The following is a 12,061-nucleotide window of genomic DNA, read 5'->3' as shown; positions in this document are numbered from 1 at the left end:
ACGAATTTTTTTTTGCGGATTTAGAGAATTGTGATGATTTTTGTCTGCCGTGAATTTTACTAATTTCCAGCTGCACTAAAAATCAATTGCCTCCAGCTTTAGCTGGAGGCAATTGAAAGTTTGAATTAAGACAAACAACAGTAAAATTCGTGAATTCGCGGTTATCCTTTTTCACACAGATATAAGTTGTAATTCGTGACTAAACTCCAATCGTAACGCATTTTTCAAAACGTCCGTGGTGGCTTATAGAAACGGGTTTAAGAACATCAGAAGTCATGATATACGGAATACCGTTTTCATCTTTTATCACTTTTTTATTTTCAATTTCAGTAACGCGGCCAATGTCTTTTAAAGAACTTACAGCAATGGTGTGGATACTTTCGGGAGAAAGAACTGATTTTGTAAAATAGCTGTTTTCACCGCAGATTACTTCTCCATAAGCTTCTGCTGTGCTCTGAAAATGGATATTGCAGCTTAATTTTTTAGGGCTGAATTCCCTTATTTTTGTTTGTCTGTTATAGATTTTATAGGCCGCTTCTTTCATGCTCCACAACAGCCAGACCATGATTTCGGGATTGTGAAAATTAGAAATAAGCTGTTGCTCGGGAACCGTAAAAAGTTTTTCTGTAAAACCTCTGCGCTGCCATCTGCTTTCTATGCGTGACTGTGCGAGATCTATAACATCATTGCCTATCATTTTGCGGCAAGTTTGGTCTCGATAATTTCAACAGCTGTTTTTACATCCAGCATGCGTTCCATGTCGGGATTGTCGATTACGATATCAAAGTTTTCTTCGATATCCAGTACAATATCAACCAGATTGGCCGAATTAATATTGAGATCCTTGATAAAATCCGTTTCCTCGTTTAGGTTTTCGTAAGCCTCTGTATTGGTTGTATAAGGCTTTACGACTAATTTTAGTTTTTCGATAAGTTCTTTTTTGTCCATTTTATTTTTCGAATTTTTTAAATACTATACATGCATTTACGTCCCCAAAACCAAAACTGGCTTTGGCAATTGTTTTGGGATGAGTTTTAATAGTTTCTAAAAGCACTTTTGAAGGATCAATAAGCGCTGCGATTTCCGGATGAAGATCGGCACAATTACGATTTCCAAAGAGAAAACCTTCGTGAAGCTGCAATACCGAAGCCACACTTTCGATACTTCCCGAAGCACTTAAACAATGTCCGGTTAAACTTTTTAAAGAGTTAATGTATGGAAAATTGGCACCGTTTCGTTCCAAAGCCTTTGTCCAGTTTTCTATTTCCAGACTGTCTTTTTTGGTAGCGGTTAAATGACCGTTTATGGCATCAATTTCGTGAGCTGTGATTCCGGCATTTTTGACAGCATTTGTTATGCATTTTTGAACTGCAGTACTATTTGGCGCTGTCATACTGCCTCCGTCGCGTTGTCCGCCCGAATTGACATTGCCGCCTAATATCTCGGCATAAATTACCGCATTACGTTCTAAAGCACTTTCAAGATCTTCGATAACTAAAGCTCCGGCACCGCTTCCGGGTACAAAACCGGATGCCGATGCACTCATCGGTCTTGAACCTTCTTCAGAGTTATCGTTGTATTTGGAAGAGCAGACACGAAGCGCATCAAATCCCGCCCAGATATAAGGACCGCTGTCTGAGGTACTTCCTGCTAATATTCGTTTAGCTTGTCCCGACTGAATTCTGTCATAAGCCATTAAAATCGCTTCGGTTCCTGTTGTGCAGGCCGATGAATTGGTTGTAACCTGATTCCCCAATCCGAGTTTACCGCCCAGATATGCACTCACTCCGCTGTTCATGGTTTGTGCCACAACCGTACTCCCGAGCCGGCGGGTTTGCAGGTCATCGATTTTATAAATGCTTTCGCGGAATTTATCTATTCCTGAAGTTCCCGATCCAAAAATCGCCCCGCTGTCCCAATCCGGACTTTCATTTAGAGGTAATCCTGCGTTTTTCCAGGCTTCTATACCGGCAATAACGCCGTATAAAATTCCGGTGCTGTTAAAACCGCGAAGTTCAAGTTCTGTAAAATACTGCGATTTTAGTTCTTCTGATATTTCCGGCTGCCCTGCAATCTGACAGGAAAACTGCAATTCCTCTAATTGTTTATCATGACGAATTCCGGATGTACCGTTTTGCAGTGCATGTGTAAATGCCGGAATACCCACACCATTGGGTGCTGCAACGCCAAGTCCTGTTATGACAATTCGTTTTTTCATAATTTTTTAGTTATCATTCCGGCAAGTGTACCGCGGCAGACTTCCTGTCCGGCTTCATTTTTCATAACAGCACTGCATTTTAGTTTTCCAAAACGGAAGAATATTTTTTGAGAAGTTACCGTTACTTTTTCATTTGGATAAACGGGTTTTAAAAACTCCATATCGGCAGACGTAAAAGCAATTACGGTATCTTGTTTGAGGTCATTATCCAGCAGCAATATTCCAAGACATACCATCCCGATCTGTGCCATTGTTTCGGTTAAAATTACGCCGGGTGTTACGGGATTTCCTTTAAAATGTCCTTTGTAAAAATCCATTTCTTCTTTAAATGTAAAGGTACCTGTTACACCATTTTCATCGGCCTGTAAAAGTTCATCAACAAATAAAAAAGGTTCGCTGTACGGAAGCTGTGCTATGATATCAGTATATTTCATAAACTAAAAATTACCATTGTAATAAAACTCTTTGTGCCGAAAATCCGGGACCAAAACTCAGCATCAAACCTTTTTCGCCTTTTTTAGGATTACGGTTCATAATACGTTCCAGAACATACAGCACGGTTGCGCTCGACATATTGCCGTATTGTTTTAGAATTTCTTTTGTGTCGTCGATATTTTTATCCAGTCCGGCGAAAAGTTCTTCTACAGTATTGACAATTTTTTTGCCTCCGGGATGAAAAATCATATGATCGATATCTTTTATTTCAAGATTATTTTGTTTTAAAAAAGGGTGAATGATGCTGCCAAAATGCGAGGCGATAGTATCCGGAACTTCAATATCGAGAACCATCTGGAGCCCGCTGTTGGTGAGTTTAAACCCCATCATGTGTTCGGCATCATAAAAATGATACATTTGTTCGTCCAGAATTTCCGGTCCTTTATCGTTTTCATCTGAAGATAACAAACAGCAGGCTGCACCATCTCCAAAAATCGCAGCGCTTACAATGTTAGGCATCGAGAAATCATCGAGCTGAAAAGTAGCGGTAGGCGATTCGACTGCAATTACAGCCGCACGTTTTCCCGGATTTGATTTCAGGAAATTTTTGGCATAGATAATTCCGGATATTCCGGCGGCACAGCCCATCTCGGTTACCGGAAGACGTACAATATCCTGTCTGAGTTTCATTTTATTAATAAGATAGGCATCTAATGAAGGTATCATAATACCTGTACAGCTTACCGTAATAATATAGTCCAGACTCTGCGGTTCCCATTTTGCTTTTTCGAGTGCTTTTTCCAGAACCTGATGTCCAAGAACAATCATTTCACGACTGTAAATATCATTTTTTTCTTCAAAAGAAGTGGCCGTAAAAACTTCCGACGGTTCCATTATCGAATAGCGTTTATCGACAGAGGCGCCTTCAAATATTTTTTTTACTTTTTTGATAAAACGTTCTTCCTGTCCGTTAAGCCAGGTATCGACAAACGGGAGAATATCTTCTGTTGCACGTGAATATTGCGGGAGCTGCTTAACAGCTGTAATGATCTTTACACTCATATTTTAGTAATTATCCACTGGTAGCGAAAAGCCCATTTCCAGCTTATGGTATAGTTTTTTAAATTTAGTTTTTTGGAAAACGTTTCCAGTTCGTTTTTTTTAAAGCCCCTTAAAATAGAAACCAGTCCGTCTTTTCGGGACATATTATTCAGATTGAAAACCACACCAATCAGTTCAAAAAGACGATAAGCCAGTTTACTGCGGTGAAGATCGTTTATTACAATTCCAGTGGATGCATTTTTGTTCAGAACATCCATTACATCTGCAATCTGCTGTGTGGTAAAATGATGTAAAGTCAGCGTACATAAAGCAATATCATATTGAAGATCTTTGAATTCATCGCTGAAAATATCCATACACAAATACTCGATATTTGGAAAACCGGCTGAGAGTTTCTCGGCGTATTTTATCGTAAAAGGATTGGCATCAAGACCTATCAGTTTAAAATTCAGTCCTCTTTTTTTGCCGTATCCTGCCAGCATTCGCAGCATATCTCCGTTACCGCAGCCTATATCGGCAATGACTACTGTTTTAGAAATATCTGTTTTCTGTAATAACTGTTTTAATCCGTGAAGGGTTAATTTATTGCCTCCCAATAACTGGTTTATATTCGCAATCTGATCCAGTGCATCAGTAAGTTCTGCACCTTCAAGCGAGAAATCGTCCATTATTTCTGTTTCTTCTGTTCTGTATTTGGTGCTAAGGCTCATTTAATTAATAGTTATAGGACTGCCGTGTGTTTGTCTGATGATGGCCGATAATATAAAAGGCATCGATGCAGCGGCGGAAGTCATAATATGTGTAAATTTTTTATGGGTTAAGACACGGGCCAGAATTCTCCCGATAAACATTCTTCTGCTGAAATTTTTCTTCCATGCCGTGACATATCTTTTTTCTAATACGCTGCGTGATTCTATTTTTCCATGATGAAAATCAATAACAAGTTCGGCTGCTATTTTCGCACTGTGAATCGCCATTGCCATTCCGTTGCCGCACATTGGGTGTATAAGCCCTGCCGTATCGCCAATCATAAGGATATGATTCTCGACCGGAAGTTTTTTATCAAACGAAATCTGGCTTATAGTAAGCGGCTTGTCGAATACCTGCGTACTGTTTTCTAAAACCAGTTTAAGTTTTTTGTTTTTGTACAGAACGGCTTTCTGATAATCGTCTATGTTTTTGTATTTCTTAAAAGTTTCATAATCGGCCAGATAACAAATATTTATCAGGCCGTTTTCAACTTTTGAAATTCCGCAGTAACCGCCCTGAAAATTGTGTAAAGCAACAAGATCAGTATCAAAATCGCCTTTGTAATGTGCTTTTACAGCCAGCCACGGAGATTTTTTAGAAATAAAATCGCGAGAAAGAACCTGATCGATATTCGAGCGTTTTCCGTAAGCTCCCAAAACGATTTTTGAGGATAAAATTTGTTCTGAAGTTTTTATAGTGAAAAGATCATCGGCAAAAGAAATATCTGTAACAGTTTCTGTAATAACCTGACAGCCGTTTTGCACTGCTTTTTCAAATAAAAAATGATCCAGTGTATAGCGGCTGATCCCGAATCCGCCCAAAGGAAGTTTCGTTTTTGCAGTTGTGCCGTTCTGGGCGGTAAATTCGAAATTTGAAATAGCTGTGGGATGAAGTTCAGAAACATCAATATCCAGCCAGTTAAGGTAAGGCAGAATTTCGTTTGAGATATATTCGCCGCAGACTTTGTGTCTTGGATAAGCCGTTTTTTCAATAAGAATAACCTGTAATCCTTGTTTAGACAAGTGTACAGCTCCTGCCAGACCAGCAAGGCCGCCGCCAATAATCACTACATCAGGATTTGTTCTCATACCACCAAATTAGGTATAAAAAATGTAATATCGTTTACATAATTTACTGAATTTTTAAATTTTAAAGGTGGAGATATTTAAAGATTCAGTTAAAAATTTGAAACTCTTTTAAATAAATAAAATCTAATTTAATCTGCTTGAAATACTTTTTTGCTCATAGATTTTTCACGCAGATTAAAAAAAATAATACAGATGTACGCAGATTAAATCTAACCATTAAGATAAAACCAGACAAAAATTAATTCCACCCAAAGGTTAAGAATATACAGTTTAAAACAAAAAAAATGCTGTTACAGAATAACAGCATTAACTTTTTATGATGGAATAAAATCTCGTTTTATTGAATTGGTTTTTTTAGTCAAAGTTTTAAATACTCGGATCGCAAATCGTCGTATCGGCTTTTTCGTCCCAGTCGCCCCAGTCGCCGCTGTAGGTTTTCAGGAATATAAGTTCGTTATTATCTCCCGGATACAGGGTGGTCTGAGGGATACATCTGCCAAAATTCTCGCTGCTGTTTGTTCTTGTACTTTCCATGACTATGATCGTTTTAATTTTAGGGATTTCAAAAATACGTCAGGAGTTATTGTGTTGACTTACAGAATTTTATTAGTTTGTTACACAATTCACATGTGCGGGTTTTCTTAGAATGAAATTTGTGAGTCATTTTGGCGTCTGCAAAACCAGAGAAAAGAAAAAAACAAGATTATGCAAATAAATTTAACGTACGGTACGCAGCTTTTATTTCACGAAAAGATAAAGATTTGTTTCAATTTTTTGTTTGGCGGGACGAAAATCCGCTTTTTTAAATTTTTCGTATCTAATTCTTTGTAGTATAAAGATTACAGCCGAAAAATCCTCGTAAGAATAGGAATAATAAATTTTTGAACTGAATTTTTACATAATCTATTTAAGAGAAATTATCTGCTGAAAAATTATAAAAAAAGGAAATAGAGAAGTCTTTTTTGAGGTTTTGATAATTATTAGCAATCTTCGAAATAATTATGAAAAATAAATTGAGAATTTTTTAATTTATTTAGTTTTGTATAGAAAAGTAGTCTAAAAGCGGGAAAATCTTCAATGAAGAATGAAAAGAAAGATATAGATTTATGGGGTCAAATAAAAAAAGGAGATGTTGGCGCTTATCATGAATTATATGATCGATACATAAATATACTTTTTACATTTGGAATGCAGTACACTAATGATGAATCCTTGGTGCAGGATGCCATACATGATGTTTTTGTAGATATTCACCGCTATCGTAAGACCATTGCCGCTGATGTTGTGGTAAAGTCTTATTTATTTAAATCGCTTCAGAACGACCTTTTCAAAAAATTAAAATCCCAGACGAAAATTGTCAGCCTTGACATTGTGGGCGAGGGCATGTACAAAACCGATTCGACTGAAGATGAATTAATCTTCAATGAAACTACCTTAAACAGAAATGCCAATTTAGCCGTTGCTTTGTCTTCTCTAACCAAAAAACAGCGTTATGCACTTCATCTTCGTTTTAGCGAAGATTTGTCTTATGAGGAAATTTCTGCTGTTTTAGAAATAAGTCTAGAATCATGCAGGACCTTAATTTACAGGTCTTTAAAGGAGTTGAGGGGTAAGCTTTAAAAAAACTTTAAAAAAACATTATTTTTTTTGTCTATGTTTTTGGCTTTTGGTTCTTATAGTAATAGAAGAACCTAAAAGAAAAATATTTTGTACCCAAATTTCAAAATTTTACCTAAAGAAGCCAAAGCCGATTTAAAAGCGAGAATCGCCGAAAGTATTGCTTTCGAGAAAAGACGCGTGAGACGAAAAAGACTGCGGATTGCTTCCTGGAGCGTAGCTGCCGTGTTTTGTATCTTATTAGGACTTGTTACAGTTGTAAAACAAGACCCGCAGTCAGTACAGTTAAGTCCGATTGAGCAGTTTGCCAATAGTGCAGAAAGTCCTGAATCTTTCGAAAAAAGCGATCAGGTAAAACTGGTATTAGCTAATCAGGAAGCCGTTACAATTGGAGACAGTACTACAATCGCGTATGATGCTTCGGGAAATAAAATTCAGGTAAATGACAAACAGATTAATCAGAAAAAATCGACTGAATTACAATACAACAAAGTTTTGGTTCCTTACGGGAAAAGAGCGCAGTTAAGTCTGGCCGACGGTACGCTTGTATGGCTGAATTCCGGTTCGAAACTGATTTACCCCACTTCGTTTTCAGGAGAAAATAGAGAGGTATTTTTGGAAGGCGAAGGAATTTTTGATGTTGCGCATAATGCCGAAAAACCATTTTTTGTGCGTGCAGCCAACAATTACAGCGTGCGTGTATTGGGGACCTTATTTGATGTAAGCTGTTATCCTGGTGATGCAAAAGTTTCAACTGCTTTGCTGCGCGGAAAAGTACAGGTGGCGTATGCTAAAAAAGGATTTTTTGGAAGCGATACGATTCAGGCTGTTCTGAAACCGGGAATGATTGCGGCTTTAGACAAAAAACAACAGACAATAAAAACGTCTGTTCAAAATGTTGAGTCTTTGTTTTCGTGGAGAAAAGGCTATTATGAATTCAATCAGGAAAGACTTTCGCTGGTATTAGACAAATTAACCCGCTACTACAATGTTGATTTTGTATTGAAAAACAAAGAAGTAAGCCCAAAAGAAACGTATTCAGGAGCATTTAAACTGAATGATGATTTAGATAAAGTCGTAAAAACACTTGAAGCAACTACCGGACTGGAATTCGTGTACGATGCTGAAAACAGAGAAATAACTATTAACTAGTATTAATGAACCAAAAAACAAGTCCTGCCTATGATTAAATAAAGATTTCGAATATTTAACTAACCTAGCCATTAAAAAAAACCAAAAGATGCTGGAACATCTTTTGGCTATGTAGAATTTTTAATTGCTGTTGCAATTATTGAAATAACTAAAACAAAATTATGAATAAAAATCATGATATAGGCTTTCTATTGCCTAAAAAAATCATCAACCTTACTTTTATTTTATTTATGAGAGTCTCCATTTTAGTTCTCTATTTAGGAATAACCAGTATATACGCGATTGGTGCCAAAGCACAGAATGAAATCTCGATAAAGGTTAAAGGTGCTTCACTTCAGTCGCTGTTTACCACCATTCAGCAAAAAAGTGATTATGTATTTTTTTACAATGATGATTTGTTATCGTCTGCTAAAAAAGTAAACTTAGAGCAATACGGTACAGTTCCTGAAATTTTAAACGCGGCTTTGTCTGATACCGGACTGAGCTATACTATTATTGACAAGCAGATTGTTATCAAAAAAAATAGAAAAATCCAGCAGCAGGAACAACAGCAGTTTGAAGTAACAGGAGTTGTGACTGATAAAAGCGGTAATCCTTTAATTGGAGTAAATGTTTTAATTGCAGGAAAGCAAAGCTGGGACATTACACGTGAAAAAGGAGATTACCGACTTGCCGTTACTGCCTCAGATTCCCTTCGATTTGAATATTTAGGATATAAAACAAAATCTGTTCTGGTAGGAAAACAAAGAGTAATTAATGTAGTTCTTACCCCGGATGTTATGGAATTATCAGGCGTTGCAATTGTAGCTTCAAACGGATATACAGATATTCCGAAAGAAAGAGTAACGGGCGCATTTGAAGTAATTGGATCAAAAGAACTGGCAGAAGTTCCAACTGTAGATATTACACAAAGACTTGAAGGAAAACTGGCTGGTGTAAATGTTGATCCAAGAACGGGCAGTATTGCTATTAGAGGTACAAACAGTTACAGTGCAACCCCGCCTTTAATTGTAATTGATGGTTTTCCGCAGCCTATAAATGATTTTGCGTTTAGTAAAAGAGGTGTTTCGGGAGGTTCAATATTGAGTTATCTAAATCCGGACGATGTTGAAAGTATCACCGTTTTAAAAGATGCCGCGGCAAGTTCTATCTGGGGTTCGCGTGCAGCAAACGGTGTAGTAGTTGTAGTAACTAAAAAAGGAAAAAAAGCAGAACCGTCAATTAATTTCAGCACCACTACAACTATAGGTGAAAAAATGGATTTAGGCAAATTGCGTGTTATGAATACGGCTCAGTACATTGACTATGAAAAAGATTTAGTAACCGGCGGATTTGTAACAGATAACATAAGCAACTGGCAGGCAAAAAATCCAAGTGCAGCTCAGGAAATTATTTTCAGACAACAGCGCGGGGATATTTCAATATCAGAACGTGATCAGTTGTTAACCCAGCTTGGGCAAAACGATAATCTTAATCAGATAAACAAATACCTGCTTCGAAATTCTGTAACCACACAATATGATTTGTCTGTATCCGGCGGAAATGACAAAAGCACTTACTATTTGTCATTGGGCTATAATAAAGATCAGGCAGCCATGCGCGGTAACGAATCTCAGTCATACAGTATTACTTTAAACAATTCATTTCAGCTCAAAAGCTTTCTGAAACTCAATACAGGAATTAACTATGTTTCATCAAGTTTTCAGGTTAATAATACTGCAAATGAAGCATTGTCAAACGTATCAAATTCAGCACTTCGTCCGTATGATATGATTGCAGATGAAAACGGAAATGGAATTAATCGTTACATTATTTTCAGACCCGAAGTAGCACAAGGTTTTGAAGCCAAAGGATATCTGCCGTGGTCTTACAATTATTTAAATGAATTAAACTATTCTAATGTAATTACAAAAGGCGCTAATTTAAGATTAAATGCATCTTTGACAGCAACGGTTACAAACTGGCTGAATTTTGAAGCATCGGGGATGTATACTTCTATAGATAATAAAATGAGGTCTACTAGTGAGTTGGAAAGCTATTATTCACGAAACTTAATTAACGAAGCGACTTCTGTAAACACAGCAGGTAAATTAGTTTATGGTATTCCGGTAGGATCTTATTTGTACAATACGCTTGGTGCAAACCAGTCACAAAGTATGCGTTTTCAGATGAATATCAACAAAAACTTCAATGACAATAACAGTGTACACTTTTTAGCAGGTTCAGAAGTTAGGGAAGAACGCAGAGAAGGTTCAAGCCAGAGATTTTACGGATACAATCTGGATACAAACTCAGGGCAGTCAGTAAATCCTACAACTTATTATACAACTATTTACGGATGGCAGACTTACATTGGAGCATCAGATAACAGCATCAGCAAATACAGAGACCGTTATTTATCTTACTACGGATTGGGTTCGTATGATTTTATGAACAAATACCACGTGTCAGGAAGTATGCGTTTTGACGATTACAATCTGCTGGGGGCTTCTAGAAAAAACAGAGCCTTGCCATTGTGGTCTGTAGGAGGTAAATGGGATATCAATAAAGAATCTTTGTTTAAAAACACGAACTGGTTAAGCGATTTGGCTTTAAGAGTTTCGTATGGTAAAGCAGGAAGCGCTCCTGGCGGCGGTTTTGGAAGCCAGAGTGCCATTATAAGTGTTGGATCAATTGATTTTAATACACAACTTCCAACAGCTAGTATTTCACTGCCGGAAAATCCTGAAATCAAATGGGAAACCACAACTACATTTAATGTTGGACTGGATTACGGATTCTTTAATAACCGTCTTCGCGGAGGTGTCGATGTGTATTATAAAAAATCAAAAGACATTTTGGCTAATTTACCTTATAATCCAACCTACGGATGGAGTTATCTGAATTATAATACAGCAACTCTTGACGGAAATGGTGTTGATTTAAGTATTTCTGGTGTTATTATAAACCGTGCTTTTAAATGGAACAGCAGTTTCAATATTGCCTATAACACAAACGAAGTAACAGATTCCCGCTATGTTTTAAATTCAACGAACCAGTATTTCTCTGCAGCACCAATTTTAGGTAAATCATTAGGAGCTGTTTATGCATATAACTGGGCTGGTCTGGATGCAAACGGACAGGGAACGGTTTACAAAAAAGACGGTACAATTGTCAATTCAAATCAGGGTATTGCTTCAATTGATAAAGAGGATCTTAAATATATGGGGACAAATGTGGCACCTTATTTTGGAGGTTTTATGAATGATTTCTCATATAAAAACTTCAGACTGGGCGTTCAGATTACGTATTATGCCGGACATGTTTTCAGAAATACAGTATTACAAAATTACCCGTCTTATTCAGGAGTTCAGTATGGTGCAGTTGCCAAAGATGAACTTGTAGCAGACCGTTGGAGACAAGCCGGAGACGAAGCTTTTACAAATGTTCCGGGTCTGGCAAATATAAACTACAACAGTTTGAACCGCTACCAGTTTGCTGATATTAATGTGCTTCCTGCAGATAATGTGAGGCTGCAGCAGATTTCATTAGGGTATAATGTACCGGCAGAATGGCTGGAAAAGACCTTTATAAAATCATTGAGTTTCAATTTTGCAGCCAGAAATTTAGGATTGTTATGGGTTAAAAACGATTTAGGAATTGATCCGCAGTATTTATCAAACGGTAATTACAATACTCTTGCGCCGCAGCGTAATTATACCTTACAATTCAATTGCAGTTTTTAATCTAAAAATAGACG

Annotated in this window: 11 protein-coding genes; 3 read left to right on the top strand and 8 right to left on the bottom strand. The window is 37.2% G+C overall.

Annotation, left to right across the window (positions count from 1 at the left end; all coding sequences use genetic code 11):
- Window positions 1-199 precede the first annotated feature (199 nt).
- The 8 genes from OZP11_RS04395 to OZP11_RS04360 all read right to left on the bottom strand — a co-directional run bounded on the left by OZP11_RS04395 (window position 200) and on the right by OZP11_RS04360 (window position 6,087).
- The gene (locus OZP11_RS04395) at window positions 200-697 is read right to left on the bottom strand and encodes a 4'-phosphopantetheinyl transferase family protein (protein ID WP_281234011.1); all 498 of its coding nucleotides are present in this window, start codon (window positions 695-697) and stop codon (window positions 200-202) included.
- Window positions 694-948, bottom strand: coding sequence for an acyl carrier protein (locus OZP11_RS04390; RefSeq protein WP_281234010.1), 255 nt, complete (start codon window positions 946-948; stop codon window positions 694-696). Before OZP11_RS04390 ends, OZP11_RS04395 begins: the two co-directional genes overlap by 4 nt.
- 1 nt (window position 949) lies before the next feature.
- Window positions 950-2,218, bottom strand: coding sequence for a beta-ketoacyl-[acyl-carrier-protein] synthase family protein (locus OZP11_RS04385; RefSeq protein ID WP_281234009.1), 1,269 nt, complete (start codon window positions 2,216-2,218; stop codon window positions 950-952).
- Window positions 2,215-2,652, bottom strand: coding sequence for a 3-hydroxyacyl-ACP dehydratase FabZ family protein (locus tag OZP11_RS04380; protein ID WP_281234008.1), 438 nt, complete (start codon window positions 2,650-2,652; stop codon window positions 2,215-2,217). Before OZP11_RS04380 ends, OZP11_RS04385 begins: the two co-directional genes overlap by 4 nt.
- A 10-nt stretch (window positions 2,653-2,662) precedes the next feature.
- A complete protein-coding gene (locus tag OZP11_RS04375; RefSeq protein ID WP_281234007.1) occupies window positions 2,663-3,715 on the bottom strand; it encodes a type III polyketide synthase in 1,053 nt (350 codons plus the stop codon).
- Window positions 3,712-4,425, bottom strand: coding sequence for a methyltransferase domain-containing protein (locus OZP11_RS04370; protein WP_281234006.1), 714 nt, complete (start codon window positions 4,423-4,425; stop codon window positions 3,712-3,714). Before OZP11_RS04370 ends, OZP11_RS04375 begins: the two co-directional genes overlap by 4 nt.
- The gene (locus OZP11_RS04365; RefSeq protein WP_281234005.1) at window positions 4,426-5,553 is read right to left on the bottom strand and encodes an NAD(P)/FAD-dependent oxidoreductase; all 1,128 of its coding nucleotides are present in this window, start codon (window positions 5,551-5,553) and stop codon (window positions 4,426-4,428) included.
- A gap of 366 nt (window positions 5,554-5,919) precedes the next feature.
- The gene (locus OZP11_RS04360; RefSeq protein WP_281234004.1) at window positions 5,920-6,087 is read right to left on the bottom strand and encodes a hypothetical protein; all 168 of its coding nucleotides are present in this window, start codon (window positions 6,085-6,087) and stop codon (window positions 5,920-5,922) included.
- Window positions 6,088-6,630: 543 nt separating this feature from the next.
- On the opposite strand from OZP11_RS04360, the gene OZP11_RS04355 reads away from it, so the two are divergent.
- From OZP11_RS04355 to OZP11_RS04345, 3 genes are all read left to right on the top strand, one after another.
- Window positions 6,631-7,173 (top strand): RNA polymerase sigma factor, encoded by a 543-nt coding sequence (locus tag OZP11_RS04355; protein ID WP_281234003.1) that lies wholly within the window; start codon window positions 6,631-6,633, stop codon window positions 7,171-7,173.
- An 87-nt stretch (window positions 7,174-7,260) separates the two neighbouring features.
- Window positions 7,261-8,322 carry a FecR family protein gene (locus OZP11_RS04350; protein ID WP_281234002.1) on the top strand — a complete coding sequence of 354 codons (1,062 nt, stop codon included), beginning with the start codon at window positions 7,261-7,263 and terminating at the stop codon, window positions 8,320-8,322.
- Between the two features lie 161 nt (window positions 8,323-8,483).
- Window positions 8,484-12,047 (top strand): SusC/RagA family TonB-linked outer membrane protein, encoded by a 3,564-nt coding sequence (locus OZP11_RS04345; RefSeq protein WP_281234001.1) that lies wholly within the window; start codon window positions 8,484-8,486, stop codon window positions 12,045-12,047.
- The last annotated feature ends 14 nt before the right edge of the window (window positions 12,048-12,061 follow it).

Source organism: Flavobacterium gelatinilyticum, from assembly GCF_027111295.1.
Taxonomy (GTDB): Bacteria; Bacteroidota; Bacteroidia; order Flavobacteriales; family Flavobacteriaceae; genus Flavobacterium; species Flavobacterium gelatinilyticum.
The sequence above is the reverse complement of the archived record's forward strand: the minus strand, read 5'-3'. Positions and strand labels throughout refer to the sequence as shown.

Coding starts and splice junctions, on each gene's coding strand:
- OZP11_RS04360 (WP_281234004.1), bottom strand. CDS start 6,087: ATGGAAAGTACAAGAACAAACAGCAGCGAGAATTTTGGCAGATGTATC.
- OZP11_RS04345 (WP_281234001.1), top strand. CDS start 8,484: ATGAATAAAAATCATGATATAGGCTTTCTATTGCCTAAAAAAATCATC.
- OZP11_RS04395 (WP_281234011.1), bottom strand. CDS start 697: ATGATAGGCAATGATGTTATAGATCTCGCACAGTCACGCATAGAAAGC.
- OZP11_RS04385 (WP_281234009.1), bottom strand. CDS start 2,218: ATGAAAAAACGAATTGTCATAACAGGACTTGGCGTTGCAGCACCCAAT.
- OZP11_RS04365 (WP_281234005.1), bottom strand. CDS start 5,553: ATGAGAACAAATCCTGATGTAGTGATTATTGGCGGCGGCCTTGCTGGT.
- OZP11_RS04380 (WP_281234008.1), bottom strand. CDS start 2,652: ATGAAATATACTGATATCATAGCACAGCTTCCGTACAGCGAACCTTTT.
- OZP11_RS04355 (WP_281234003.1), top strand. CDS start 6,631: ATGAAGAATGAAAAGAAAGATATAGATTTATGGGGTCAAATAAAAAAA.
- OZP11_RS04375 (WP_281234007.1), bottom strand. CDS start 3,715: ATGAGTGTAAAGATCATTACAGCTGTTAAGCAGCTCCCGCAATATTCA.
- OZP11_RS04390 (WP_281234010.1), bottom strand. CDS start 948: ATGGACAAAAAAGAACTTATCGAAAAACTAAAATTAGTCGTAAAGCCT.
- OZP11_RS04370 (WP_281234006.1), bottom strand. CDS start 4,425: ATGAGCCTTAGCACCAAATACAGAACAGAAGAAACAGAAATAATGGAC.